This window comes from Fibrella aquatica (assembly GCF_041321135.1).
In the GTDB taxonomy this organism is placed as follows: Bacteria; Bacteroidota; Bacteroidia; order Cytophagales; family Spirosomataceae; genus Fibrella; species Fibrella aquatica.
Map to the genome: position 1 here is coordinate 498,275 of NZ_JBGGWF010000003.1, position 25,964 is coordinate 524,238.

Here is a 25,964-nt window from a genome sequence, read left to right on the forward strand (position 1 = left end):
TTGTATCTTACTTTACTATGCTGTTCGATAATCACAATCGCCCCATCACGTACCTGCGGCTGGCCGTTACCGATCGATGCAACTTGCGTTGTTTCTATTGCATGCCCGAAAGCGGCATTAAATACCTGCCCAAGCAGCAACTGCTTACCTATGAAGAAATGGAACGGGTGGTGGCCGTGCTGGCCAGAATGGGCGTGTCCAAGCTTAGGCTAACAGGCGGTGAACCGTTTGTGCGGGCAGGTCTAATGGATTTTATGGAACGGCTATCGGTTATTCCGGGATTGACCGAACTGCACATGACCACCAATGGTGTGCTTACGGCTCCCCATGTGGCACAGATGGCACGCCTTGGCGTGAAGTCAGTGAATTTGAGTTTAGACAGTTTAGACCGCGGTCGTTTCCATCAGATCACCCGCCGCGATGAGTTGCCCGCCGTGCTCGGTACGCTGGATGAACTGCTGGCGCACAACATCCGGGTGAAGATCAATGCTGTAGTAATGGATGGTCAGAATATAGAAGATCTGTATTCACTGGCCGAGTTGGCACGTACCCAGCCTGTTGATGTTCGTTTTATCGAAGAAATGCCGTTTAACGGGGAAGGGAATCACTACCCTGTTCTAACTTGGACACATCAGCGTATTTTGCAGGAGTTACGTTCGTATTATCCCACGCTCGAACAACGGCCTGCGGCCCCACACGCCACGGCTGCTACCTGGCAGGTACCTGGTTACGTGGGTACGTTAGGCATCATTGCGGCTTACACGCGCACTTTCTGCGGAAGCTGTAATCGTATCAGAATGACGGCGCAGGGCATGCTGAAAACGTGCCTCTACGACGATGGCGTACTCGATATACGAGCGCTTCTTCGTGGGGGGGCCTCTGATACGGAGTTATCGGCTGCTTTTCTGAAGGCGTTCGCGCATCGCCCGCTCAACGGTTTCGAAGCCGAAAAACACCGCCAGCCCGTCACCGAATCCATGTCGACGATTGGAGGGTGATGGAATTAAGAATGCAGAATTAAGAATTAAGAATGGCTCCGCTTACAGCACAGTACGTCTATAAGCGGAGCCATTCTTAATTCTTAATTCTGCATTCTTAATTCTTCCCCCTAACCATTATCTCTGCCACGGCTTTGATGTGCCCGGCGGGGGATGACGGCGTGTTGACGAGTTGGATATTAGCGGGCAGTCCTTGCGCAACAAGGTCGTTTATCGGGGTGCTAAACGTGCTTCCTTCCGGGCAGAATAACGTAGCCGATACGCTGAGGCGTTGCACACTGTCGGCCTGTTCATGGGCAAATGCGGCCTGATAGCTCAGCGCATAGTTGGAGTTCGTATTTAAAAAATCCAGTGCTGTTTGCTGCGTTTCTTCAGGCGTAGGGGCGGGGTTTATCCGGTGAGTTTCGTCGGTCATGAACCACGGAAAATACTGAATAAATCCGTTTGCCAGTTGCCAAACCCTGGTCAGATGACTCCCATCGGCTTGAGGCGTCAGATCGGGAAACGCGTTGGTCAATATGGCCTGTCGTTCTTCGTCAGTTGTCTGAAAAGCATCGTCGAGCAGCACATTCGCTACTTTATCGGGATACGCATTGGCATAGGCGAGGGCAAGTTGTGCGCCGGTGCCGGTACCATAGAGAATAACTTGCCGTAGTCCCATTTCCCGAAAAAGAGCCCGGAAGTGAGGGAGATAATCCTGCAATGTGGCGGGTGGTCTGGGCAGTGGGTCGGTGCCACCGTAGCCGGGAATGTCGGGGGCCAAAATTCGCATCTTGGGCCTGAGAGTGGCTAGTTCGGCGAACAAAGGGGCAAACATAGTCGAACTACGCGGCAAGGTGTGAAGAAGAACAATAGCCGTTTCAGCCGATGAGTCACCTTGTTGGCGGTAGTGCCAATAGCGGTTTTCAACAGCAAGCAGGTGGCGCGTAGGCATGGGAAACAATGGTGGTAAAAGTAGTATCGGTACATAGGTAATATAGCCCATGTAGGATATAGGAACAACGAATTTAGCCCGTTTTTAGCCTTTTCAGCGCTTCTTTATCGAGAATATGGGCTTTTACCCCGATAAGTGTACGGCCTGAGGAAGAAATCAGTTCGCTACTACACAAAAAATCCGGCGGCTTCAGTTGGTGAACTGAGGCCGCCGGATTCAGAAAAGAAAGGTAGGAATAGTCTGGAAAGTTAGTTGCTACATGGCGAACCGTTCAATAGATACGTGTTTCTTGAGATTGCCCAGCGCGCCAAAAATCAGGTTATACACCGATTGAATATTGATATCCATAAGCTTCGAAATTTCTTCGTTGCCCATGTTTTGGTAGAATTTCAGGTAAACAGCTTCGCGCTGCCGGCGTGGTAACCGGTCAAGAGCGCGGGTGAGGCAACTGTTCAGATGCGTGTCTTCTTCAGTCTGAATCAGGGTCATCTCGTAAGAGCGGTCGCTGTCGGTGAACCCTTCGCCCGGACGAAGATCGTCGGGGTTGCAGAACTTCTGTTCGGCCGTGATATGGCGAACCAACTTGCGCTTGATCGAGGCCATCAAATAAAAACGAACTGAGGTTGTTGGCCCAATATTCTGACGGTGCCGCCAAAGCTCAACAAACAGATCGTGGATGCAGTCCTTAATCAGAGCCCGATCCTGCGAAAAGTGGCTACAGTAATGAAACAAAACATTGACGTACTCCTGATAGAGGGTGGCGAAAGCCGGCTGATTACCAGACCGAAATTCGTCCCACAACTTAACTTCATCGATTTTGGGAGACGTGCGCTGCCGTGCCATATGGGTAGTGTATTAGTTGAGAGGACTACTGTAAACCTATTAATCTTTTTCTAATTATTAACGGCAAAATCCTAAAAAAAGCTACACCTGTATAAAAAGTACTATAGTTGGGTAAAATAATACACTCTTTGTAACTAGCGATTGAGAGCCATTTATTGACAGATGGTCATTTTGTAATTTCCAAGCCGGTGAATCGAAAAGTGCTACCGTCGAAAAGTCCCTTGTCGCTTAGCTTAAGGGCGGGGATGACTAGCAATGCCATGAAGCTAAGGGTCATAAACGGAGCGTTCAGCGTACTGCCCAGTTCCTCTTTCACAAACTTATCCAGTTCGGCATATTGGTTGGCCACAACGTACCCATCAACGTCGGTCATGAGGCCTGCCACGGGGAGTGGTAATAGCTTACGGATGTAGAGCGGTCCGGTTGTCTGCGATAAAACACCCACGGCCGATAAGCCACCTCGCTCACGAATCACGGCATTGACCGCCTGAGCCAGACTTTCGTCGTCGCAGCCCACAGCGGTAATATTATGCGAATCGTGCCCGACTGATGAAGCGATAGCCCCCTGGGTGAGACCAAAGTTTTTAATGAATCCGATAGCAATGGGGGCATCGGCGTAGCGATTCACTACCACAATCTTAAGTAGGTCACGGGTTGGGTCGGCTACCCAGGCACCTTTCTCAACACTACCTTCGAGGTGTAGTTCATTGGTGATTAGCTGCCCATCTATGGCTTCAATGACGCGGAGCAAACCATAGGGTCGGTGTGCCTGTAACCAGAAATCAGCGGCCTCTTTGGGGGTGCAGTTAAATTGATTTACATGTTCGCTACGCTGATCGGGAAGATAGGATTCTCCGTCTTTGGCCACAGTTTCGCCGTTAATGACGGTTTCGAGCACGCGAAAATCGGTCAGGTCGGTCACTACGATATAATCAGCGGGGTCACCTTCGCGGAGTAGCCCCACCGGGAGCCGATAGTGCAACACTGGATTGATACAGGCGGCTCGTAGCACATTCCAGCGATTATAGCCTGCCCGAACGGCCCGCATAACCAACTGATTGATGTGCCCTTCGGCCAGCGTGTCCGGGTGTTTATCGTCGGAACAAAACATGACAAGTTGCGGAAACTCATCGACCAGCGGAATCAGATCATCAAAGTTACGGGCGGCGCTTCCTTCCCGAATCAGGATGTTCATGCCCCGCCGGGCTTTGTCGAGGCCTTCGTCGTACGTCGTGCATTCGTGATCAGTTTCAATACCGGCGTCGATGTAACGTTGGGCGTCGTTTCCGCGCAGGCCGGGCGCATGACCATCTACGGGTTTGCTGAAGGCTTTAGCATACGCGATTTTCATCATCACGTCGGGGTCTTCGTTCAGCACGCCGGGGAAATTCATCATTTCGGCCAGATAGCCAATATCGCGGCGACCCAGCAAGTGTTTCACGTCGTTTACACCAATAGTAGCCCCTGCCGTTTCAAAAGGAGTAGCCGGTACGCAGGAGGGGGCACCGAAGCAGAATTTAAACGGAGTACGTTCGGCATCGTCGAGCATATACTCTACCCCGGCTACGCCAAGCACATTGCCAATTTCGTGCGGGTCAGATACGGTCGATACGGTGCCATGCACGACTGCCAGCCGGGCAAACTGAACGGGAGTCAGCAGCGAGCTTTCTACATGAACGTGGGCATCAACAAAGCCGGGCAGCACATAGGGCTCGCCAATCCGTTCGGGTCCGAGCCGGTCGATCTGCGCAATCCGGCCACGATCGAGATGAATGGTGCCGTAGTAGATCGACTTATCGAACAGATTGAGAATATTGGCAGTCAGCATAAAGTAAGTTGAAGCCCAAAGAGGGTGTGTGAAGCGGGTGAAAGATCAAATGTTGGCAAAAGGCATGCAGAATCGCAACTCTATTCAGAAAGTTTTAGCTTACGTACGCAAGGGTATATAGCCCGATAAGGCTACTTTTTTACTCACTTACCGACTGAGTGTCCAATACACATGCCAGACTCACTGTTAAAAATTCATCCTGACGACAATGTTATTGTAGCGTTGACCAACTTTCCCGCCGGAGCAACGGTCACCTATAACGGTCAGCCCTATCTGTTGCCCAATGGCGTAACAGCCAAACACAAATTCGTAACCGAGGCCCGTCAGCCCGGAGATCCCGTCTATATGTACGGTGTAACCGTGGGACGGGCCACGCAGTTTATCCAACAAGGCGAAGTAATTACCACATTCAACCTTCGTCACGAAGCCGATCCCTACGGACTAGCTCAACGGCAACCTTATACGTACTTGCCGCCCGACGCTTCGGCCTTCGCCGAGCGGACGTTTATGGGCTACCATCGGCCTGACGGACGGGTAGGAACACGCAATTATTGGCTGGTGATTCCGCTGGTTTTCTGCGAGAACCGGAACGTGATGATCCTGAAAGATGCCTTCGAGCATGAACTCGGTTACGCCCAGTCTGACCAGTACCGGACTCAAGTGCGTGAACTGCTGCATTTGTATCAGCACGGGCAGCTCGATGTGATCAAGAAGATGGAGCCGTTCGTTTCGCCCGAGCAGAACAAAACGCTGCATCTGGAATCGGACGTTGCCGGGTCAGGTACGTTACGTCGTCCGTTTCAACACATCGATGGCATTAAGTTTCTGACGCACGAAATGGGCTGCGGGGGTACCCGTCAGGATTCGGCAGCGCTTTGCTCACTATTGGCGGGCTACATCAACAACCCAAACGTGGCCGGCGCTACGGTACTCAGCCTGGGGTGTCAGCATTTGCAGAGCGATATGCTCGAAAAAGAAGTGCGCCGCCAGAATCCGCACGGGAAAAAGCCACTGCTGATGTACGAACAGCAGGCCGGTACGGAGTACGAACTGATGACTCAGGCCATTAAAGACACATTCCTGCATCTGATCGAGATCAACAAGATAGAGCGAAAACCTGCTCCGCTGAGCGCCTTGTGTGTAGGATTGAAGTGCGGCGGCTCCGATGGATTTTCGGGTATTTCGGCAAACCCTGCCATTGGCTATTTGTCTGATTTGCTGGGTACGTTGGGCGGAAGAACGGTATTGGCTGAGTTTCCTGAACTGTGCGGTGCCGAACAAAACCTGATCGACCGGATGCCTGATGATCAGCGCGCCGAGAAATTCATGAACCTGATGCAGACCTACGCGGCGCAGGCCGAAGCGGCCGGATCGGGTTTCGACATGAACCCGTCGCCTGGCAACATTAAGGATGGTTTGATCACCGATGCTATTAAATCGGCGGGGGCAGCCCGGAAAGGCGGTTTAGCGTTGATTGCCGATGTGCTCGATTATACCGAACCCATCACGGCACCGGGGCTCAATCTACTTTGTACGCCCGGAAACGACGTAGAAGCCACGACCGGCATGGCCGGGTCGGGGGCTAATTTGATTTTGTTCACCACCGGCCTGGGTACACCCACAGGTAATCCCATCAGCCCGGTCGTGAAAATTTCGACCAATACGACGCTGAAAAACCGAATGCCCGACGTGATCGACTTCGACAGCGGCCCGGTTATCGACGGTCAACAAACGATTGAACAAAACGGCGTGGCCTTACTCGACTGGCTCATCGGCCTGGCGTCAGGTACGTACCTCACCAAAGCCGAACAACTCGGCCAAGACGATTTCATTCCCTGGAAACGGGGGGTATCCTTATAAAGAGTTCAAAGTCTAAAGTTTAATGTTCAAAGTACGCTGCTGCCCTACCGTGTTAATGCTCGCAGCGCACTTTGAACATTAAACTTTAGACTTTGAACTCACTTCTCTTCTATGTTCTCACTTCAACACAAAACAGCCCTTGTTACGGGCGGGGCCAGCGGAATTGGGCTGGCTATATCGGAAACGTTTGCGCAGGCGGGAGCTAGCGTGCATATTCTGGAACTGAACCTGGCTGCTGCCGAAGCCGCCGCCGAACAGATACGGGCCGCGGGCGGGCAAGCGCAGGCGCATGGCGTCGATGTGTCGTCGCAAGCCGATGTGCAGGCGGTGGTTGATCAGATTGTGGCCGACGGCCCCATTCATGTGCTGGTCAACAATGCGGGTATCGCCCACATTGGAACGGCTGAGTCAACGGCTGAGGCTGATTTCGACCGTATTTTTTCGGTTAATGTCAAAGGCGTATACAATTGCCTGCATACCGTATTACCTCACTTGAAAGCCAACGGCGGCGGGGTGGTGCTGAATATGTCGTCTATTGCCGCCACGCTGGGATTGTCTGACCGCTTTGCCTATTCCATGAGCAAAGGAGCCGTATTAAGCATGACGCTGTCGGTAGCAAAGGATTATCTGGCGCACGGTATTCGCTGTAACTGCATCTCGCCGGCACGGGTACACACTCCTTTTGTGGATGGATTTATTGCCAAAAATTACCCCGGTCAGGAGGCCGAGGTATTTGCCAAACTGTCGGCGTCGCAACCCATCGGACGGATGGGGACGCCCGCTGAAGTGGCAGCACTTGCCCTGTATCTCTGCTCTGATGAAGCGGGCTTCATTACCGGTAACGACTACCCAATGGATGGGGGTGTGGTCAGGTTGAGTACGTAGTTTGTTAAACGCATGGCTTTTGACCCTTACCTGACTTCCTACTCAAATGAACGTTAAGGCCCTTAGCGTCTTGCTCCTGATCAGTCAGTTTGTGCTGATTGGCAGGGCGTGGGCGCAGGGGCCGGGGCCTATCGTGGGGCGGGTTTTCGATGGGGAGACGAACCAGCCGGTGCCGTTTGCCAGTGTATACGTCAATGCATCTACGCGGGGCACCACAGCCAATGCCGAGGGACAGTATCAATTGACCGGTGTGCCGTCAGGATCGGTTGAACTGGTGGCGTCGGCGGTGGGGTACGAAACCGTTCGTCAGCTTATTCGGCTGGGGGACGTTAAAAACCGGCGCGTGAATTTTATGCTCAAGACCGACGCCATTGGCTTGAAATCAGTGACGGTAACGGCCAAACGGTCAGCGGCTTATAACCGGATGCTGAAACAGTTCAAGCGTGAATTGCTCGGCGTAAATCCATCGGCCGATAAATGTGAAATCATCAATGCCGGGGTTGTTTCGCTGACCATGAACGACGGTCACTTACAGGCTACTGCCTCTGAACCGCTGGTGATCGAGAATAAGGCGCTGGGGTACCGGCTCACGTATCAACTGTTGTATTTCGATAGCTATCGGAGTGCCACCTACTATGGTGGTGCCAGTCGGTTCGAGGCGTTGACATCCCAAAACAGCGAACAGGGCGATCGGTGGGAGCGGAACCGGCAACGGGTTTACTTGGGGTCAGGACGGCATTTACTGGCTACCTTACAAACTGGTACGTATGAGCGCGAAGGTTTCCTGGTTTTTGAATCCAACTTCGCGTTGTCTTCTGATCCAGCAGTGCCTATTGCACGGTTCAGCAATGAACCGCCCTCTAAATCGGTTTCGGCCGATAGCCTGTTTACACCCGCTGAACTACCTACGGAACGTCTTTTTTACAGCTCGAAACCGCTCGAAGTGTTTTACACCCGGCAACGGGCGCTGACACCTTACAAGGGATTTCCATACGCTTACTCGCTCGTGTATATGCCCAAAGGCCCGGCTACGGTAACTACCGACGGGTGGGTAGTGCATCCGAACGGCATGGAAATGCGGGGTGCGTTGAGTAATGATCGGCTGGCTACGCTACTGCCCGCCGACTGGCAACCGGCCATAAAAGAGCTTCCCTTACTGGCATCGGTTCCTAAACAAGGTATTGTTTTGCCCACCGATGCCTTTACCGATTCGGTAGCCGTAAGCTGGAAGCGGAGGCAGACAAACCAGGCACCGGCGGTATTCCTGCACATCGATAAAGGGACCTACGCTACCGGAGATCGGCTCCAGTTTAGCGTATTTATGCTCGATTCGAAAACCCAATTGCCTATTGATAACCCCGTCGTCGACGAAGAGTTGCCCTTGCATATTGAACTCATTGCTCCCGATGGACGGCAGCGGGTTCATCAGTGGGTACGTACCCAGGCCGGGCGTACGTCGGGCAGTTTTCGGCTGTCTGATTCGCTGGCTAGCGGGTCGTATCGGCTGTTAGCCTATACTGAAGCCGATCGGGGAAACGTTCGGCCCGCCTTTGAACAACGAGTGTCGATCATTAACGCGAGTAATGTCGGCAACGGGCTGTCTACCACGATGGCTAAACCGATTCGGCCGTTGGTCGATGTGCAGTTTTTGCCCGAGGGCGGGCGTTGGGTAGCGGGTTTGCCAACACGGATGGGAATTAAAGCCGTTGATCAGCGGGGTCGGGGCGTTCTTATTACAGGCCGTATTCTATCAGATCAACAGGCTGAAGTTGGTCGGTTTACCACTAACGCATTCGGGATGGGTAGTATCGACCTGGTGCCGCAGGCAAACCGAACGTACCTGGCGCAGGTACGTTGGGCTACCGATTCGGCCCTGATTACGCTACCCGCCGTCGATTCGGTCGGGTTGGTGCTGGCTACCGATATGGTCACCGACAGCGCTACCCTCAGCATTCGGGTATGCGCCTCGGCGACGTTGGCCAGTCAACCAGTTTATCTGGTCATTCAAAGCCGGGGGACGCTGGTGCAGCAGACCAAAATTCAACTTCAGCATGGTGCGGCCAGTCTGTTTATTCCCGCCGCAAAATTACCGGTAGGTGTGGCGCAGGTGACCTTGATGAACGCGTTGGGACAACCACAGGCCGAGCGACTGGTGTTTATTCCCGAACGACTGTTGCCCACGGTAGCCGACGTTTCCACCGATAAACCGACCTACTTACCCCGCGAATCAGTTACGTTATCTGTGCGGATAGCCGACGGTTTTGGTGATCAACTCGCTATTGTTGGATCGGCGGCGGTGACAGACGCCCAACAGGTGCCGACCGATTCTATTGAGGCTACTCTGATCACGCACCTGCTGCTGACCGGCGAATTACGGGGTAGGGTAGAAGCACCTAACCAATACCTGACGAGTAACGGCATATCCGCTCGGCGAGCCATTGACGACCTGTTGCTCACCCAGGGCTGGCGGCGTATTAACTGGCGTGTAGAACCAGGTAAACCAATGCTGCCTGCTTCGTCGGTGCCCGGTATGGTTGTATCGGGTACGGTATTCGACAAGCGAAATCGCCCGCTGACCGGGGCGAATCTGTTGCTGACATTCAGTAATAAGGCTGAAAATACCTTTGCCCGAACAACCCGTTCCGATACTCAGGGGCGTTTTACGATCGATAATCTATCGCTGACTGATACGGCTCTGGTGCAGGTACGTCCAATGACCGCTGCCTTTAAAACTATTGCTGACACCCGAGTAGTGCTCGACGCACCGGGACGCTTGTTTGCGTTTACCGATACTGCCTCCGGGCTTGACCTGACCACCCTGAAACCGACCATTGCGCTGATGCAACAGCGGCAGGCTAGTGATCCTGAACAGTATCGCGATAAAGACGTGCGTCAGTTGAAGGAGATTGTAGTCCGTGCCCGCCGCCCCGACGATGACCGGCAGGCACGCCGTTTCAGCCTCCACGGCGCGGCAGATGCAACCGTTGTTTTCGATGAAAATGCCCGTTCTTTTGCCAACGCCTACGACATGATGATTGGTAGAGTGCCCGGTGTTCAGGTACGAAGGCGAACCCTTAGCGATCCGGGTGGCATGAGCGGTGGCTATACCGTTACCATGCGTGGGCCGAGCTCGCTTGGGCAGAACCTGGCACCGCTCTACGTGATTGACGGGGTTTCTATGGACGAAAATGGTGATGGAACAGCGCTGTATATGCTCAATCCGGCCGAAATTGAACGGATTGAGGTACTGAAAAATAGCGGTGGCGCTATGTACGGTGCGCGTGGCGGGGCAGGCGTCATTGCCTTCTTTTCCAAAAAAGAAACAGCCAACCAGCCTGTAGAGGCTGGAAAGGGTGAACCGGAGCTCTTTGTCAATGGCTTCCAAACCGACCGGACTTTCTACACACCACGTTACAGTAGTTTGCCGGACAGTAACGCCACCAACGTACCTGACCGGCGCGATGTGCTGTATTGGAAACCGGACATGGCCACGAGTTTGTCGGGTTTTTCGACGCTGAAATTTCCATTGACAGATATGGTTCGTACCCTTCGGCTAACCATACAGGGTATAACTACGGATGGTCGACCGATATTTATCCACCGTTTGATAAACGTTCGTTGAATGAAAACAGGCCATTCCTAGTTTTGCTCCCATGAAAAAAACGATTACCTACCTCACTATCCTCAGTCTCGTTTCCATTTTTTCGACAGCTTACGCCCAGCAATCGGCCGATTTACCACCCGATGAGCCGGTGGTGATGAACGGCATTGAATATGGCTATACGATTCGTAATGAAAGCAAAAAAGATGTTGGCAATAAAGGCTCTTTTTCACGCTATGAAGTCACACTGTATGTGACCAATCGCAGTGGGTGCAGCAAGATTATGATGCCCCGCCAAACCTTTACCGGCCTTCAATACCAGGATCTGCTGGCTGATTTCGATTGCTTAAATGCTACGGGAATGCGCCTGACATCGAAAAGTGGTACTCTGAAAGCCAAGGAGTTTTTTGTACCCTACAGCACCAGCGCCAAGGGACCGGATGGAAAGATGGTGACTACATCGGTGCAGGTGCGGGTGGGTAATATGCTGCGAAACGGGGAATCTGTGGCCAATGATGTGATCTTCATTGTTCCCGAAGGGGAAAAGCCATCATTACGCGTCCGTATGCATCAGTTGGGCGACTTCTAGCCATCAGAGCGGCATTACCAGTTTCACGTGCGTGTTCATGAAGCCCATTCGTTCATAAAATTGGTGGGTACGTATGCGCCGTTGGTTCGAGGTTACCTCCAGGCTCAGCCAGCCTTCGTCGCGGGCCAGAGCGGTTACATGCTCGATCAATAACTGCCCAATCCCCTTGCTTCGCCAATCGGGTACTACATACATCTCCTGAATTTCGGCCACCGGCCCGGCGTGGTGCAGCAACTGCTGTACGTGGCAATCCACAAAGCCAACTGGTACGTTGTCGGCGAGCGCCACAACGTACCTGATAGCCGGGTTATTTAGGTGGTCGAGAAAAATAGACTCGAAAGCGGCGTAGTTCAATATTGTCTCCTCCAGGTCGCACAGACAGTCGTAGAAAAAGGCCAGATCTGACTGGCGAGCTGGACGGAGGTTAATCATAATCGTATGTGGATTGTTGAGTGTTAATCCCGGTCGCAATCCAGCCAGTCGTAGCCGGGGTCGATGGGAGCACCATCGGGGGCAGGGAGTGTAGTGTTGGCGGCGGGTTGTTGCGGGTTGCGCTCATACTGCTGAATGAGCCACAAAAGTTGGTTGGGATACGTCTCCGTGATGGTATAATTCAGCGGGCTGGCTGTCGCTTTGTTAACCAGATACTGCTGCCGAATCCGCTGAATGGCATCATGGGCCGTTGCCCGCACTCGTCCATCAGTGTCGCGGTTGGCGGCCAGTTCAATCAGGCTTTCCAACAGGCGACGGCTGGTTAGCTGGCGAATCGCTTCGGGGTACGTTGGTGCTTCACCAAGGCTACGGTTCATGGCCCCGAAGGTGTTGTTAATAAGCCCGTTGATCAGGTCTGTCAGGCCGGGCATAGCTGGGTTCAGGGCCTTCTGATTCAGCAAACGGGCGCAGCGTTCTGGATTGAGCAGTAGCCGAAGGGTTAGGTTGGCGGCGGCTTCGGGCGGTCCCATCGGGTCGAACGTGAGCCCGGTATGGCGCTTGAACACTTCGCGCGGGTTGGCCGCAACGCCAAATGCCCGGGGTGGAATCAGACTCAGAATACCCGTTGGTAGGGCGAGAACGCTTGGGTCTAACGTACCCATCAAGGCCGTCATAGCCCGACGCTGTTGCTCGGGTGCTACCGTTTGGGTCACCACCTGCCCATCGCCGCGCAGGGCATAGCTGTAGGTAACGCCGCCCAATACTTTACTGGCGGCTTCAACCTGGTAGCGGTGAAACATATACATGGGCACCAGTACTTCTTCCAGATTGGCCATCGGCATGCCCACCGGAATTTTTGACTCACTGAACTGACTAAGCGCAATTTTGCGGACAGCCATTGTCCGAAGCAATTCGCTCGTGGCATCAGTAGCACCATCCCAAAGGTGAGTCTGGGGGTGCGCGCTACCCTCGGGCCGGGCATCCTGGTCGCTCAGGAATTTCAGGCCCCGCTTCAGGTAATTATCAATGATGGCTTTCAGCCCCGCGCTTTCGTCGGTTCCCTTCGGAAAATCCTGATAGCCGTACGCAATGGCTACTTTGTCCCATTCACCAATGCCGAGGGCATACGCACTATCTAGCTTTAGCGTGTTAGCTGGCCCAATAGTTACGTGTGGATGCGGATAGTCCATAACCGACGATCGGTTGACGGTGCTGGCAATGTAGTTGTGCGGTAGTCCAAGCGTGTGGCCAACTTCGTGAGCGGCCAGTTGTCGTAGCCGGTTTAGCGCCATGGGCATCAGCGCGGCGGTGTCGGCCCGGTTGTTCTCGTAACGGGCGGTCAACCCCTGGGCAATCAGGTAATCCTGGCGTACCCGGAGCGAACCCAGTGTTACTTTCCCTTTTAGAATTTCGCCCGTGCGTGGGTCAGTGATGCTGGCCCCGTAGCTCCAGCCGCGCGTTGACCGGTGAACCCACTGCACCAGATTGTACCGAATGTCCATTGGGTCGGCATCGGCAGGTAGTAGTTTTACCTGAAAAGCGTTCCGATACCCTGCTGCCTCAAACGCCTGATTCCACCAGCTGATTCCCTCCATCAGTGCCGACCGGATAGGTTCGGGCGCGCCGGGGTCCATGTAGTAAACGATGGGCTTTACCGGGTCGCTGATGGCTGCCGAAGGGTCTTTTTTGGCCAGCCGGTGCCGCACAATGTACCGCTTGGTGATGGGTTGACTAACCGGTGAGGCATAGTCATAAAAATCCATGCTGTTCATGCCCGACCGGGGGTCGAAGAGGCGGGGTTTGTACGAACCATCGAGCGGAGGCAGTTCAACAAACGAATGGTGCTGACGCATGCTGACCGCCGTAGCCGTGGGCACCACCTGCCGCAGGTACGTACCTGGCGCATCGCCGGTCAGGGTGATGGTTGCCTCAAATTCGGTGTTTTTCGGGAAAGCTTTGGTGCGGGGCAGATATAAGGCGCAACGGCTGGCGTCGACCCGAAACGAGCCCTGCCGGGTTTGGCTGATGGCCTGCACGGCTCCCACGGCATCCTGCAACAAAAACGGCGTCAGATCAACCAGTGCTTTGCCAGCCTCCTCGGCCACTACCTCGAATCCGGCATGAACCGATTGGGCAAACGACTCAGCCACCGCCCGGCGTTCCAGCGAATCGGCGCTCAGGGCACGGTAGCCATAGTTGGGTTCAATCAGCAGGACCTTGTTGCCGGTTCGCTCAAAACGAACCACGTGTTCGCCGCCGAGCCGCCCCCGGTCGAGGCCAATGTCGTTAGAGCCTACTCCCTGCGCCAGAGTGGGGTAATACAAAAATTCCTGCCCGAACTTGTCGATTTCGAGCCAGATTTTGCCCTTTTTGGCGTCCCAGTAATAAGTCATGAAGCCCGGATGTTTCTCCATGCCTGTCGTAAACGTGGCAATGGTCTGGGCAAATAGTGGCCTGCTCACGAGCGTGAACAGCAAAATGTACAGTAGGCGCATAGAGGAAATGATGAGTGTTCTGGAAAAATACCCCGTAGAGGCTGTAATAGCAACAAAACGCTGGATATTGGACGCTGGATGTTAGACGCTGGACATTGGATTTTCGAGATGAGCCTATTCATGTCTAGCGTCCAGTATCCAATATTCAACGTTTAACGTCCAACATCCAGCAGCTTACACTAAGTAGGTAGCCACCATGATTGACTTCTGATTATAGCTAGCTTTAACGCAATTCAGCTAAATTGGGCTGCTTCTTCGTTATTCTGCAAAACAACGGTTCTACATTTCACTTACCTATTTAACTAACCTCTGATAATGGCTCAATTGCCTGCTATTTCACGCGCCGACTTCCTGAAAACAAGTGCATTGGCGCTGACACTTCCCCTCCTGACCCGTTTCGATGCCCAGGCCAAACCGATTAAAAATGTAGGCCTGCAACTGTACACGTTGCGCGGCGACCTAAGCAAAGATCCTGATGCTACGCTGAAGCGGGTTGCTGAAATCGGCTACAAAGAGGTTGAAACGTTTGGTTATAACGACGGTAAGTTTTTCGGCAAAACCCCGCAGGCTTTCAAAGAACAACTGAAAAGTCTGGGAATGACCTCGCCAAGTGGTCACTACATGCCCAATCAGTTGAAAAGTGGCTGGGATAAAATTGTCGATGATGCCGCTACCATTGGTCAGAAATACATGGCCTGCGCCTACATCATGCCCGACGACCGGAAAAAGGCTGATGATTACAAAGGCTTTGTCGACTTATTCAACAAAGCGGCCGAAACGTGTCAGAAAGCGGGTATTCAGTTTGTGTACCACAACCACGATTTCGAATTTCAACCGCTGGATGGACAAATCGGCTACGACATTATTCTGAAAGGCACCGACCCTAAAATGGTGAAGATGGAGCTGGATTTGTACTGGACTATCATTGCCGGTAAAGATCCCGTTGAACTATTCAAGCAGAACCCCGGTCGTTTTCCGCTGGTGCACATGAAAGATATTGCCAAAACCGAGAAGAAAGAGTTTGCCGAAGTAGGCACCGGCTCGGTCGATTTCCAGCGCATTCTGGACGCCGGTAAAATGGGTGGCGTTAAGCACTATTTCGTCGAGCAGGATGCTGTTGTGAAAGGCACGCCTCTGGAAGCAATTGCCGTAAGTTACAAAAACATGAAAAAGCTTAGCGTGTAAATTAATACGCGTTTTTATTAAATCAGAAAAGCCGGATACGTAACGTACCCGGCTTTTCTGATTTAGTCGTTTGCTGTAATTAGTCGACAAACTGCCGACGAATTTTGTCGCCTGCATCGCGAAGACCAGCGCCCCATGAACTGCCGCTACCTTCGGCAAATAAATCTTTACCGGGAATGCCAAGCCTCCAGCGCACCGTTTTGTTGTCGGTCGGATTACTGCCCTCTTCGCGGAGATAAATGTCGGCCGCAACAATGTCGTTGCGGAATTTCATGATCCGACGCAACTCTTTTTCAACTTGCTCAGCTATTTCGGGAGTCTCATCGAAACCTACCGTTTGCAGGTCCATTTTTATGCTGTCTACTGTATATTCCATGGCGTTGTTCTGATTTGAAAGTGTTACCGGTAAGGTTATTTTGAGCTAGAAGCGGTATAGCGCTGCCACGTTGACGGGAGCTTCCTGACCCAGGAAGTCAACGTCGTCGAGTACATACACTTCGCCGCCATACTTAAGCGTCAGCAACGCAATTTTTTCGAGCAGTGATTCGTCGCCTTCCTGATACTCATCGTGTATGGTGGCGGTCAGCGTTTCCTGGTCGAAATGACCCCACAATTCGGCATCGGCCCGCATAAATAGCACCTCGATCCGGCCGGTAACGCCCGATTCCAGCAAATGCCGCACATCGTGTGAGATGAGGTCACCGCCGCTGCTGTTCTGGTATTGAGTGATGCGCTGTTGCCGAACCTGATCGAGTGTGTCGCCCAGCAGTTCGTTGGCCATGCGGTGCATTTCACTGGGCTGAATATGATCGAAGTTACCCGTAATGCCTTCTTCGAGCAGGTGCGGATACGTGTTTACCTGCCTGTAGATGGGTTGGTAATAGGCTACCGAAGCCAGCATCAGGGGTACATGCTGCGTACCAATCTGTTCAGCGACACCCTCGTTGATCTTGCGGAAATAATCGGCCAGAAGGTGATCTTTTTCTTTCTGCTCCCGGTTCGAATCATCGCTCGTGTACATCGTCGATGCACCTCCCTGTCCCGTGCTTCTGCCTTGTAGCTCTTCTTCAAAATCGTAGAACATCGTTACCTCATCCAGCCCCGACGTAACCACTCCCGTTGTATCGACCTCGGCCATCGAAAACGCGTTGGCCCGATGTAGTTTGATGCCGTTTTTACTAAGCTGTAACAGGTAGTAATACGGAAAAGGCTGAGCAAATGGCAATAGTGGACGTACCTGAAAACGGGTGTCGAGCCGGGATTCATCGGGTAACGGTAGCGGGCTGTGGAACACGCCGAAATAGTCGGGGCTTCTAAACACGGCCAGACCCTGCTGTTGATGATGCCAGAAGTCAGCGTCTGCCAGCAGAGCTTCCAGTGGTTGCATCAGGTCATCTACATCGTTGCTTCGCAGCGATTTTGCTTCCAGGGCAAGCCGAATGGTTTGAAGGTGGTTTTTGAAGGCAATAGTATCCTGCCGTTCATTTACTTCTTTTCCACGTTGGTGTGTTGGGATGAAAATAGAAATTGATTGCTCGTGCGTTTTACCGGCTAATTCGAGCAACGTTTCTTTCCCACTGTCTATTAAAGTCATAACGTTGTGAGTTAATTGATACTGATTCGGCGTAGATACACCGTCTTGTATTAACCCTCCCAGTTGGTATTTGGCTTTAATAAAGTAGCATTCTAACCTTTTTCTAAGCCTTGCGGCCGTCGTGATTCAATGGGAAATTTTCTGATAAGCATAAAAAAAGCCGGACTAGTCCGGCTTTTTTTATGCTTATCAGAAAGCAAAATTCTTACAAAAATGATAGTAAGTAGTAACCGTGCCGCTCCTGGCGGGAGTCCGATACTTGCTACTGTTTCAACGTCCATTCACGTATCTCTACAGGTGCTTTCTGAAGGGCATTATACAGCTCCCGGTCATCGGAAAATATGAGCTGCGATACCGTGTTGAACTCGAGATGAACGCTGAACTCAGGTACGTTATAGGGCCAGGGGTCAACGCATAAAGAGCCGTCGATACGCTGAGAAACATAATAATGCTCGCCATCAGGACCAACACTTATTTCCAGACGACGACCTTCGGGCGGAACCTGATTCTGGCAAAGAATAAGCGAAAAAGCATCGCACCACTGCACGAACTTGTAGGCAGAGAGCGCAGTGGCTTTTGTGACGCCATATTGCCGCCGCCACGACTGCTGGTTCTCCTTTTGCTGATCCAGAAAATCGGCTAGTTCGGCTGATTCACTGCGCTTTTCCTCATAAAGAAACGAAGCGTGCATGGAAACCATCAGGGCGTTCCACCGACTTTTCTGTAGGGCAACGCTGATCATATTCTTCGCCTGTTCTACAGAGAATTCCAGCACCTGAAAATGAAGGGGAGCCCCTGCTTTTGTCAGGTGGTTCCTGTCTTCGTATGGGAGTTGTCCGTCGTCGTGCTCGGTTAGGGCAATCAACGTTTCGGGCCAATGCTGAGGCTGCTTGTCCGGGAGCCAGTGCAGGGCAAGCTGAAAGGCAAGCAATCCATGAGCGGGCTGATGAATTATTTCCCAACCAGTATCGACAAGCAGAACAATCATAACAGAAGGTTTGACTAGTTATTGGTCACCTTCACGTTCTCGCCTTCTTTGTAGGTGTCGCCCGTTACAGCAGCGCGGGCCATTTCGAAGAGGCGGACAATTCGGCTGTCGTTTGAGTCCCAATACTCAGCCATTTCAGTGTGTACTTTCAAAAGAGTCAGTTCTGGGTCGCTCTTGCCATTCGGAAACCAGGGCTTGGCCATGTCGGACCATAGCTCATCAATTTTGGCCCGGTTGTCAACTTCCTGAGCGGTACCCGAAATAGATACGTAGTCGGCATCGGCCACATCGGCAAAGCTGAGGTTTACCTTACGATCGCCGTGTTCAACCTGATCGACTTTAGGCGACGATTTTTTGGTGAAGAACCAAAGTGTTCCATCGGCGTCTATCTGCATGCAGGCCATTGGTCGACTAACCAGGTTTCCCTGCTCGTCGACGGTAGTCATCATGGCGATGCGGATATCTTCGACCATATCCTTAATCTTGGTCAAACCGGCGTTTTTCTGTTGTTGAGTTTCCATAGTGTTGAGTGAAAAAAGTAAGTAATGAATAAGTCCAACGATATACGTTGCTTTACGGACGTACCGAAATGTGGTAGACCGAAGCAACGTTTATCGTTGGACTTGGCACTTAAAGTGAATTAATTGTAAAGCGCATCGCGCAGGTCGATTCCGTAAAATCTCGACACTGACGTTGCTTGTGGGGCTGTATCTGAATCGCGTTGCGTGCCCATTCGTAAAATGGCTGAGCAACTCAAAATGGTTTGCTGACACATGGCATACACCTGAGTAGCCCGGTCACCGCTAAGTTGTTGTGCTTCGTCGGCACATTTTTCGCACACTTCAATGCAGGTTTGTGCCAACAAACGGGTGTTTTCTGACCCACGAACATAAAGCATGGCCACCTGACGGCATAAATCAGCACAGTCGAGGTTTAGAAATATGAATCGGTACCAGTTTTCGATATCGGCCGCCCGAGATGACTCGGTAGCCGCTTCATCGCACAGTGTAGCACAACCTGTGAGGGTATCGTAGATGGTTTTATTCCAGGTCATTGGTTCAATCGTTTATCGGGTCATTAATCAGGCCTGAGGGAATGTGTAGACCGACGCATTCTGAGTGTCAGGAAAAGCAGCACGGGCTTGTCGACGGGCTTCTGTAATGCTGGCCTGAATAGCCTCTTGACGGTTCATGTTGCCATGCGCCATCATCAAGTTGGCTAACTCAATAGCTTTCGCCCGGGTACTAGGGCTCAACGACCGCATTGCGGCGGGAAAGTGAGTAGGGGTCCAGTTCATAGAAGTCATCATAATACCTGCTGTTCGGCTCAGATAGATAAATAATTGTGCCAGATTATCAGGATTCGGTGATAGGGTAGGGGTTGGGGCTGTAAATGATTGACTGGTAAGGAATTAATCAGCGTAAAGGTTTGCCTTTTCTGATTTTTAGATATGTAGTTGTGGAGGAACTGTGGAATTACTTGCCCACCTTTCTCCACAAAAAATCCCCGACTGTGGAAGGCCGGGGAATCAGATAAAGCATAGGTAATCTGATTAATCGTTTATCAGACGTTCTATCTACTGCGAAGTAACTGAGTAGTTTTATTTTAAATCCAGCGCATCGACGCGGTCATCAACGCCGTCTTTTACTGTTTCAATAGCCTTCTTGGTCGTTGTCCAGTTAGCGGCCGTCACCTGATCAAGTTGTTTGAGCAGCCCGGTCATAGTAGCCCGCTCCTTTTTGAGAGTCGATACGGCTGTTGTCATCTTTGTTTTGTCGGAAGCTGAAGCGGTATTCATGTCGCGCTCATACTTGGCCACTTTCTCGTCAATGTCTTCGATTTCGGCGTTCAGTTCCTTCCGCATATCATCGCGGTCGGCATCCCAGGTTTTCTTGAAATCTTTCCGGGCCGAGTCCAGATCAGCCTGTTTATCCATGACTTCCTCCTTGGTAGCGCCTTCTACCTGCGCGTTTACCACCTCCTGTTTCGCTTCGGCTACATCTTCAGCCTTGTTCTCGGTCTTCGATTCGCAACTGAGCTGGAACGTACTCAGCGAGATAGCCAGCAGCGCGGCCATGTAAGTCGACTTTTTCATAACGTGTTTTGTTTTGATTGAGTAGTCTGTTTGTTACGTGTATCCATAACTATACCCGCCTTTACCAGTAACTTTGACCAACCCTAAAGGTTCTAGTTCATTAGTTACAGCAACGAGAGAACGACTCAATTTCAGGTACGTCGATGTATATAGACAAAATAGAAATCACCAATATCCGCGCCATTGAACACTTTACGATGACGTTCAAACAGCACGCCGGATGGCATGTATTGATTGGCGATAATGGGGCGGGGAAATCGTCATTTGTCAAGGCTATGGCAGTTTGCTTAATAGGTGATGAGACCCCAGCCGTCAGAGAGAATATGTTTGAATGGCAAAGAAATATTTCTGTTAATGGTGAGATTATTGCTGATTTTATAGATCCTAAAATCGTTACTAAAATAAAATTTTTGTCAATGGGTGTCCCAGCTCATACTGGTGCTATCACATCAAGTATTGCTGGGAATCCTTTCAAGCAAGAATTTTCAATGGCGTTTGGTCCATTCCGTCGATTTACCGGTGGTCGAACCGAAGACGCTGGTATATTTAAATCTCATCCTAAGGCTGCAGCTCACTTGTCTGCGTTTGGCGAAGATGTCGCTCTAACAGAGGCGCTTACATTTATTCGTGAACTGTATATTCAAAAGATTGACAATAAATCTAACGGAGAAGAACTAGCTGGAATTGAGCGTTTTGTGAACGAATCAAGTCTGCTTCAATCTGGAGTTAAAATCGAGAAGATAGATTCTACAGGTATTTTCTTCCGTGATGCAAACGGCAGCACCGTTCCTGCTACTCAGCTGAGTGATGGATATAGGTCGATTCTCAGCCTTACATTCGAGATGTTCCGCGAGATGATTCGCCTTTTTGGAGCTGAGAAAGTGTTTGAAAATATTTCGCAGGGGAAAATGACCATCGACGTACCTGGCGTAGTCCTGATTGATGAAGCCGATGCTCATTTACACCCTACCTGGCAAACGCGTATCGGTCATTGGTTTGTAGAGCATTTTCCGAACATTCAATTTATCGTTACTACCCATAGCCCGCTCATTTGCCGTGCTTGCGAGAAAGGCTCAATCTGGCGTTTGGCCGCACCCGGTAGCGATGAAGAATCAGGCGAGATAACGGGTACTCAGCGTGACCGGCTGATTTATGGTAATGTACTCGAGGCATACGGTACAGAGGCATTTGGCGAAAATGTTAGTCAATCAGAAGCCGGTAAAGGTATGGGTGAGCGGTTAGCCTATTTAAATATGCGCTCCTTTCAGGGGTTAATTACTGAAGCCGAACGCACCGAACTTTTTGCTCTGAAAGCTAAACTGCCTACTGCCGGATGATTCAGCTTACTTCGTCGGGACTTGAGCCGGAAACCATAACATCACTTGCTCAGTATCAACAGGAACTGACTGATAAAGGCGATTACACTGCTCAGGTACGTTCTGTAGAAACGGTGTTTAACAGATATAACAAAAGGGGAAATAAGGCTTTTGACGATGTTAAGAAGAAACTAACCGATATGTGCTGTGGAGCTATTCGCTGCCATTATTGTGAAGATAGCGAAGCTGATTCTGTTGAACATCATGCCCCCAAAAACTTGTATCCTGACTTGTGCTTTAGTTGGGATAACCTATTCTACGCCTGTAGCTCATGCAACCGGCCCAAGCGCTCCCAGTATGCCGTATTTGGTTTGGCAAGTAACCAACTTATCAATGTCCCCGGCCATCCGCGACAGTTTCAGGGAGAACAGCTAACACCACCACCGCAAGGCCGACCCGTGCTGTTGAACCCCCGCGTCGATAATCCGCTTGATTACCTTTTTCTTGACATACAGGGCCGTTTTGAGTTCTCCATTTTCAGCCAGCCAGGTACGTTGGCTTATGATCGGGCAAAGTATACCCGTGATACGTTGAAGCTGAACAGGCCTGCCCTTTATGAGGCACGAAAGTCGGCTTATCTGAGTTTTGAAACAGCACTGGAACAATACATTTCGTTGAAAAACGCGGGCGTACCAGCAGATCGTTTAGCTAAAAGTAAAAACGCAATTCAATCGGCGCATCACCAAACGGTGTGGCAGGAAATGAAGCGACAACGTCATCTTATCTCTGAATTGTCTTCTCTTTTTGCTGAAGCACCCGAAGCGCTAAACTGGTGAATAACTCTGCGTAACTCTGTGTTGCCTCTGCGTAACTCCGTGGCCAACCTTTTTTGCTCTAAAATTTCGTACCTTTGCAGTCTGATTCTTAGAAAAGTACAAATGAACAGAGAGCAGGAAATAGCCCGTCGGCGGACCTTCGCCATCATCAGCCACCCCGATGCCGGCAAAACAACACTGACCGAAAAATTGCTGCTTTTTGGCGGAGCCATTCAAACCGCGGGCGCTGTAAAATCCAATAAAATCAAGAAGTCGGCTACCTCCGATTTCATGGAGATCGAAAAGCAACGGGGTATCTCCGTGGCTACATCGGTGATGACGTTCGACTATGACGGCAAGAAGATAAATATCCTCGATACACCCGGTCACAAAGATTTCGCCGAAGACACCTACCGCACATTGACCGCAGTGGACAGCGTTATTCTGGTGATCGACTGCGTGAAGGGCGTGGAAGAACAGACCGAACGGCTGATGGAAGTGTGCCGCATGCGCGATACACCCGTCATCATCTTCGTGAACAAAATGGACCGCGAAGGGCGTAACCCGTTCGATCTGCTCGATGAGCTGGAAGAAAAACTGAACATCCGGGTACGTCCCCTGACGTGGCCCGTCAACATGGGTTCCGACTTTAAAGGTGTATATAGCCTCTACGAGAAAAAGTTATATTTCTTCCGTGTCAACAAAACCAAAGTTGAAGACGATGTACTGCCCATCGACATCAACGATTCGTTGCTCGATGAGAAAGTAAGTGCCCGTGATGCGGCGCAACTGCGCGAAGATGTAGAACTGATCGAAGGTGTATATGACCCTTTCGATGTAGAAGAGTACCGCGCCGGCCGTATTGCTCCCGTCTTTTTCGGATCGGCGGTAAACAACTTTGGCGTGAAAGAACTCCTCGACGGTTTTTGTCAGGTATCGCCCGAGCCCATTGCCCGGCCCACCGATAAACGCATTGTGGAGCCCGAAGAGCCCAAGTTTAGCGGCTTTGTCTTCAAAATTCACGCTAACCTCGACCCGCGTCACCGCGATCGGATTGCGTTTCTGCGCGTTTGTTCGGGACTTTTTGAACGCGGTAAGTTCTATCACCACACCCGCCTCGACAAAGATGTTCGGTTCTCGAGTCCATTCAGCTTCATGGCCGATGCCAAAGCGGTGGTTGATGAAGGATTTCCCGGTGATGTGATCGGCCTATATGACACAGGTACGTTCAAGATTGGCGATACGCTAACCGAGGGTGAAGACTTTAAATATCAGGGTATTCCAAGTTTCTCGCCAGAACTTTTCAAAGAGTTGGTGAATCTGGATCCCATGAAAACCAAGCAGCTTGACAAAGGCATTCAGCAATTGACCGACGAAGGGGTAGCGCAGTTATTTACGTTAGCTTTGGGTAACCGTAAGATTGTTGGAACAGTGGGTGAACTGCAGTTCGAGGTAATTCAGTACCGCCTTGAACACGAATATGGTGCCAAGTGCCGATGGGTACCTATGAACACAAGTCGCGCCTGCTGGATTACGGCCGACGATAAAGTAAAACTGAACGAATTTATTCGTTTGAAGGGCAATCAGGTGGCTTATGATAAAGATCAAAACCCGGTTTTTCTAGCCGAATCGGACTGGATGTTGCGGATGAATCAGGATAACAACCCCGATATCACGTTCCATAAAACATCAGAGTTTAAGACCGAAATGGTGTAAGAAACTAACATATACACCCTGTAAAAGGGCCAGTCTGTACCCAGGCTGGCCTTTCTTTTTGCCTGAGATGAAGCTACTTGTTTAAAGAAGCTACTTGCTTAGAGCGGCTGTAAAGAAATTTTAATATAACAAGTCTATAGGATGAGTAGTTAGTTCTGAAAAATCAAACAAACTGTTATGAAAAAGTTAATCTTGTTTGCCGCCCTCCTTATTGCTGGTACGTCCGTTTCTTTTGCGCAGGACGATGCCGCTAAAGCCGCTAAGAAAGAAGCCAAAATGGCCAAGAAAGAGGCTAAGAAAATGAAGCAGAGCGCTGATGTTAACGGAAGCGATATGGCAAAAGATGTGGCTAAGGATAGCAAGAAAGCTGCCAAAGCCGCTAAGAAAGAGGCTAAAGACATGAAGAACTAATAGCCTGTCTATTCTGAACTGGTAAATGCTCATACCGCCCGGCCAACCGGGCGGTATTGGTTTATGTGGATGAGCCACTCAACTCGCATAGAACTCAACAGGATGAATACTAACCAACATTTTTTGGCTAAACAGCAGGCGCGGCGCGCGTTCATGCAACACCTTGGTCTCGCTGCTTTGTCTATTCCTACATTAGGATCCATTGGACTCCAAGGATGCTCTTCCGGGTCAAAATCAGATTCGTCGGATACCGGCGCTGATTCGGCTGATACCGCTAATGGAACAGCTACCCGAAAACTCGGTATTGCGCTGGTTGGGTTAGGGTTATATAGTGAGGGTGAACTGGCTCCGGCTCTACAGGAAACACAATACTGCACGCTATCGGGTATTGTGACAGGAACACCCGAAAAAGCTGAGAAGTGGAAGCAGAAGTATAACATACTCCCGGCTAACGTATACAACTACGAAAACTTCGATCAAATTGCCAATAACCCTGCTATAGACATCGTGTATGTAGTGCTTCCCAACTTGCTTCATGCCGATTTCGTGGTTAGGGCGGCAAAAGCAGGTAAACATGTGATCTGCGAAAAGCCAATGGCTACCACTACCGCCGACGCCGAACGGATGATTGCTGCCTGTAAAGCCGCCGACAGACAGCTGTCTGTTGGTTATCGCTTACACTTTGATCCCTATAATCGCGAAATGATGCGATTGGGACAAGGGCAGGTCTTCGGTTCAGTAAAGCAACTTGTTGCTGAGCATGGCCAGAAACAGGAAAACGACACACCCTGGCGCTTACAGAAGGGAGCCGGTCCGTTGCGCGACGTTGGCATTTATGCGCTACAGGGGGCTATTTATACGAAGGGCCAAATTCCGGTTTCGGTAACGGCCAAGTTTCATCCGGTAACCGATCGCGAGAAATTCAGTGAAGTAGAAGAGGGCCTGGATTTTCAACTCCAGTTCGCCGACGGGTCGGTTGCTGATTGCAAAACCAGCTATAACGACAAGTTCAATAAACTACGCGCTGAGGCTAGCAAAGGTTGGTTTCAGCTCGATCCGGCTTTTGCCTACAGAGGACTGAAGGGCGAAACAAGCGAGGGGAAGATGGACATCGAGAAGGTGAACCAGCAAGCCCGCCAGATGGACGCTTTTGCTCAGTGTTTACTTAACGACACGCCCACGACGGTTCCGGGTGAATTGGGTTTACGTGATGTTCAACTGATCGAAGCCATTTTTGAAGCAGCTCGCACGGGCAAAAAAGTAGACACCAGTCGCGTTAGTCAGGTAATGGGTACAAAAATGGCGTAGCTACTGGTACGCTGGCAACGATTAATTGGCAACGTACCCAATAATCAACCTTTTCGTGCTACTGAACGCCG

23 protein-coding genes are annotated in these 25,964 nt (G+C 51.1%); 11 read left to right on the plus strand and 12 right to left on the minus strand.

Features of this window, described 5'->3' with window-relative positions; genetic code table 11:
- Positions 1-17 precede the first annotated feature (17 nt).
- Positions 18-998, plus strand: a complete 981-nt coding sequence (gene moaA / locus ACAW87_RS09740; RefSeq protein ID WP_370723184.1) for a GTP 3',8-cyclase MoaA — start codon at positions 18-20, stop codon at positions 996-998.
- Between the two features lie 97 nt (positions 999-1,095).
- Here moaA and ACAW87_RS09745 read toward each other — a convergent pair whose 3' ends face one another.
- From ACAW87_RS09745 to ade, 3 genes are all read right to left on the minus strand, one after another.
- Positions 1,096-1,932: an alpha/beta fold hydrolase gene (locus tag ACAW87_RS09745; protein ID WP_370723185.1), complete on the minus strand. Its 837-nt coding sequence runs from the start codon at positions 1,930-1,932 to the stop codon at positions 1,096-1,098.
- A gap of 255 nt (positions 1,933-2,187) precedes the next feature.
- Positions 2,188-2,775: an RNA polymerase sigma factor gene (locus ACAW87_RS09750; protein ID WP_370723186.1), complete on the minus strand. Its 588-nt coding sequence runs from the start codon at positions 2,773-2,775 to the stop codon at positions 2,188-2,190.
- 166 nt (positions 2,776-2,941) lie between these two features.
- Complete coding sequence (ade, locus tag ACAW87_RS09755; RefSeq protein WP_370723187.1) at positions 2,942-4,603, minus strand: adenine deaminase; 1,662 nt, start codon at positions 4,601-4,603, stop codon at positions 2,942-2,944.
- 171 nt (positions 4,604-4,774) lie between these two features.
- Between ade and ACAW87_RS09760 the strand changes: the two genes are divergently transcribed.
- The 4 genes from ACAW87_RS09760 (at position 4,775) to ACAW87_RS09775 (ending at position 11,538) form a co-directional block, all read left to right on the plus strand.
- The gene (locus ACAW87_RS09760) at positions 4,775-6,463 is read left to right on the plus strand and encodes a UxaA family hydrolase (protein ID WP_370723188.1); all 1,689 of its coding nucleotides are present in this window, start codon (positions 4,775-4,777) and stop codon (positions 6,461-6,463) included.
- Between the two features lie 111 nt (positions 6,464-6,574).
- Positions 6,575-7,348 (plus strand): SDR family NAD(P)-dependent oxidoreductase, encoded by a 774-nt coding sequence (locus ACAW87_RS09765; RefSeq protein ID WP_370723189.1) that lies wholly within the window; start codon positions 6,575-6,577, stop codon positions 7,346-7,348.
- Positions 7,349-7,394: 46 nt separating this feature from the next.
- Positions 7,395-10,970 carry a carboxypeptidase-like regulatory domain-containing protein gene (locus tag ACAW87_RS09770; protein ID WP_370723190.1) on the plus strand — a complete coding sequence of 1,192 codons (3,576 nt, stop codon included), beginning with the start codon at positions 7,395-7,397 and terminating at the stop codon, positions 10,968-10,970.
- Positions 10,971-11,001: 31 nt separating this feature from the next.
- On the plus strand, positions 11,002-11,538 hold the full coding sequence (locus ACAW87_RS09775; RefSeq protein ID WP_370723191.1) for an ABC transporter permease: 537 nt from the start codon (positions 11,002-11,004) through the stop codon (positions 11,536-11,538).
- Positions 11,539-11,541: 3 nt separating this feature from the next.
- Here ACAW87_RS09775 and ACAW87_RS09780 read toward each other — a convergent pair whose 3' ends face one another.
- Positions 11,542-11,970: a GNAT family N-acetyltransferase gene (locus ACAW87_RS09780; protein ID WP_370723192.1), complete on the minus strand. Its 429-nt coding sequence runs from the start codon at positions 11,968-11,970 to the stop codon at positions 11,542-11,544.
- Positions 11,971-11,993: 23 nt separating this feature from the next.
- Positions 11,994-14,465, minus strand: a complete 2,472-nt coding sequence (locus ACAW87_RS09785) for a zinc-dependent metalloprotease (protein WP_370723193.1) — start codon at positions 14,463-14,465, stop codon at positions 11,994-11,996.
- A gap of 315 nt (positions 14,466-14,780) precedes the next feature.
- Between ACAW87_RS09785 and ACAW87_RS09790 the strand changes: the two genes are divergently transcribed.
- The gene (locus ACAW87_RS09790) at positions 14,781-15,650 is read left to right on the plus strand and encodes a sugar phosphate isomerase/epimerase family protein (protein WP_370723194.1); all 870 of its coding nucleotides are present in this window, start codon (positions 14,781-14,783) and stop codon (positions 15,648-15,650) included.
- Between the two features lie 79 nt (positions 15,651-15,729).
- On the opposite strand, the gene ACAW87_RS09795 is transcribed toward ACAW87_RS09790, so the two are convergent.
- The 7 genes from ACAW87_RS09795 to ACAW87_RS09825 form a co-directional block, all read right to left on the minus strand.
- Positions 15,730-16,026 carry an HPF/RaiA family ribosome-associated protein gene (locus ACAW87_RS09795; protein WP_370723195.1) on the minus strand — a complete coding sequence of 99 codons (297 nt, stop codon included), beginning with the start codon at positions 16,024-16,026 and terminating at the stop codon, positions 15,730-15,732.
- A 45-nt stretch (positions 16,027-16,071) separates the two neighbouring features.
- Positions 16,072-17,244 (minus strand): baeRF7 domain-containing protein, encoded by a 1,173-nt coding sequence (locus ACAW87_RS09800; protein WP_370723196.1) that lies wholly within the window; start codon positions 17,242-17,244, stop codon positions 16,072-16,074.
- Between the two features lie 262 nt (positions 17,245-17,506).
- Positions 17,507-18,232 carry a DUF3891 family protein gene (locus ACAW87_RS09805; protein WP_370723197.1) on the minus strand — a complete coding sequence of 242 codons (726 nt, stop codon included), beginning with the start codon at positions 18,230-18,232 and terminating at the stop codon, positions 17,507-17,509.
- Positions 18,233-18,246: 14 nt separating this feature from the next.
- The gene (locus tag ACAW87_RS09810; RefSeq protein WP_370723198.1) at positions 18,247-18,753 is read right to left on the minus strand and encodes a pyridoxamine 5'-phosphate oxidase family protein; all 507 of its coding nucleotides are present in this window, start codon (positions 18,751-18,753) and stop codon (positions 18,247-18,249) included.
- A gap of 119 nt (positions 18,754-18,872) precedes the next feature.
- Entirely contained in the window at positions 18,873-19,286 is a 414-nt protein-coding gene (locus ACAW87_RS09815) for a four-helix bundle copper-binding protein (protein WP_370723199.1), read from the minus strand.
- A gap of 27 nt (positions 19,287-19,313) precedes the next feature.
- The gene (locus ACAW87_RS09820; protein ID WP_370723200.1) at positions 19,314-19,529 is read right to left on the minus strand and encodes a hypothetical protein; all 216 of its coding nucleotides are present in this window, start codon (positions 19,527-19,529) and stop codon (positions 19,314-19,316) included.
- A 303-nt stretch (positions 19,530-19,832) separates the two neighbouring features.
- A complete protein-coding gene (locus ACAW87_RS09825; RefSeq protein ID WP_370723201.1) occupies positions 19,833-20,327 on the minus strand; it encodes a hypothetical protein in 495 nt (164 codons plus the stop codon).
- Positions 20,328-20,470: 143 nt separating this feature from the next.
- Between ACAW87_RS09825 and ACAW87_RS09830 the strand changes: the two genes are divergently transcribed.
- The 5 genes from ACAW87_RS09830 to ACAW87_RS09850 all read left to right on the plus strand — a co-directional run bounded on the left by ACAW87_RS09830 (position 20,471) and on the right by ACAW87_RS09850 (position 25,893).
- Complete coding sequence (locus tag ACAW87_RS09830) at positions 20,471-21,664, plus strand: AAA family ATPase (RefSeq protein ID WP_370723202.1); 1,194 nt, start codon at positions 20,471-20,473, stop codon at positions 21,662-21,664.
- Positions 21,661-22,479, plus strand: a complete 819-nt coding sequence (locus tag ACAW87_RS09835; RefSeq protein ID WP_370723203.1) for an HNH endonuclease family protein — start codon at positions 21,661-21,663, stop codon at positions 22,477-22,479. Before ACAW87_RS09830 ends, ACAW87_RS09835 begins: the two co-directional genes overlap by 4 nt.
- Positions 22,480-22,581: 102 nt before the next feature.
- On the plus strand, positions 22,582-24,174 hold the full coding sequence (locus ACAW87_RS09840) for a peptide chain release factor 3 (RefSeq protein ID WP_370723204.1): 1,593 nt from the start codon (positions 22,582-22,584) through the stop codon (positions 24,172-24,174).
- A gap of 177 nt (positions 24,175-24,351) precedes the next feature.
- Positions 24,352-24,585 (plus strand): hypothetical protein, encoded by a 234-nt coding sequence (locus tag ACAW87_RS09845; protein ID WP_370723205.1) that lies wholly within the window; start codon positions 24,352-24,354, stop codon positions 24,583-24,585.
- A gap of 102 nt (positions 24,586-24,687) precedes the next feature.
- Positions 24,688-25,893: a Gfo/Idh/MocA family protein gene (locus ACAW87_RS09850; protein WP_370723206.1), complete on the plus strand. Its 1,206-nt coding sequence runs from the start codon at positions 24,688-24,690 to the stop codon at positions 25,891-25,893.
- Positions 25,894-25,964: the final 71 nt, after the last annotated feature.

Bases quoted from the DNA above. Each gene is read 5' to 3' on its own strand.
- moaA (WP_370723184.1), top strand. From the start codon at position 18: ATGCTGTTCGATAATCACAATCGCCCCATCACGTACCTGCGGCTGGCC.
- ACAW87_RS09745 (WP_370723185.1), bottom strand. From the start codon at position 1,932: ATGCCTACGCGCCACCTGCTTGCTGTTGAAAACCGCTATTGGCACTAC.
- ACAW87_RS09750 (WP_370723186.1), bottom strand. From the start codon at position 2,775: ATGGCACGGCAGCGCACGTCTCCCAAAATCGATGAAGTTAAGTTGTGG.
- ade (WP_370723187.1), bottom strand. From the start codon at position 4,603: ATGCTGACTGCCAATATTCTCAATCTGTTCGATAAGTCGATCTACTAC.
- ACAW87_RS09760 (WP_370723188.1), top strand. From the start codon at position 4,775: ATGCCAGACTCACTGTTAAAAATTCATCCTGACGACAATGTTATTGTA.
- ACAW87_RS09765 (WP_370723189.1), top strand. From the start codon at position 6,575: ATGTTCTCACTTCAACACAAAACAGCCCTTGTTACGGGCGGGGCCAGC.
- ACAW87_RS09770 (WP_370723190.1), top strand. From the start codon at position 7,395: ATGAACGTTAAGGCCCTTAGCGTCTTGCTCCTGATCAGTCAGTTTGTG.
- ACAW87_RS09775 (WP_370723191.1), top strand. From the start codon at position 11,002: ATGAAAAAAACGATTACCTACCTCACTATCCTCAGTCTCGTTTCCATT.
- ACAW87_RS09780 (WP_370723192.1), bottom strand. From the start codon at position 11,970: ATGATTAACCTCCGTCCAGCTCGCCAGTCAGATCTGGCCTTTTTCTAC.
- ACAW87_RS09785 (WP_370723193.1), bottom strand. From the start codon at position 14,465: ATGCGCCTACTGTACATTTTGCTGTTCACGCTCGTGAGCAGGCCACTA.
- ACAW87_RS09790 (WP_370723194.1), top strand. From the start codon at position 14,781: ATGGCTCAATTGCCTGCTATTTCACGCGCCGACTTCCTGAAAACAAGT.
- ACAW87_RS09795 (WP_370723195.1), bottom strand. From the start codon at position 16,026: ATGGAATATACAGTAGACAGCATAAAAATGGACCTGCAAACGGTAGGT.
- ACAW87_RS09800 (WP_370723196.1), bottom strand. From the start codon at position 17,244: ATGACTTTAATAGACAGTGGGAAAGAAACGTTGCTCGAATTAGCCGGT.
- ACAW87_RS09805 (WP_370723197.1), bottom strand. From the start codon at position 18,232: ATGATTGTTCTGCTTGTCGATACTGGTTGGGAAATAATTCATCAGCCC.
- ACAW87_RS09810 (WP_370723198.1), bottom strand. From the start codon at position 18,753: ATGGAAACTCAACAACAGAAAAACGCCGGTTTGACCAAGATTAAGGAT.
- ACAW87_RS09815 (WP_370723199.1), bottom strand. From the start codon at position 19,286: ATGACCTGGAATAAAACCATCTACGATACCCTCACAGGTTGTGCTACA.
- ACAW87_RS09820 (WP_370723200.1), bottom strand. From the start codon at position 19,529: ATGAACTGGACCCCTACTCACTTTCCCGCCGCAATGCGGTCGTTGAGC.
- ACAW87_RS09825 (WP_370723201.1), bottom strand. From the start codon at position 20,327: ATGAAAAAGTCGACTTACATGGCCGCGCTGCTGGCTATCTCGCTGAGT.
- ACAW87_RS09830 (WP_370723202.1), top strand. From the start codon at position 20,471: ATGTATATAGACAAAATAGAAATCACCAATATCCGCGCCATTGAACAC.
- ACAW87_RS09835 (WP_370723203.1), top strand. From the start codon at position 21,661: ATGATTCAGCTTACTTCGTCGGGACTTGAGCCGGAAACCATAACATCA.
- ACAW87_RS09840 (WP_370723204.1), top strand. From the start codon at position 22,582: ATGAACAGAGAGCAGGAAATAGCCCGTCGGCGGACCTTCGCCATCATC.
- ACAW87_RS09845 (WP_370723205.1), top strand. From the start codon at position 24,352: ATGAAAAAGTTAATCTTGTTTGCCGCCCTCCTTATTGCTGGTACGTCC.
- ACAW87_RS09850 (WP_370723206.1), top strand. From the start codon at position 24,688: ATGAATACTAACCAACATTTTTTGGCTAAACAGCAGGCGCGGCGCGCG.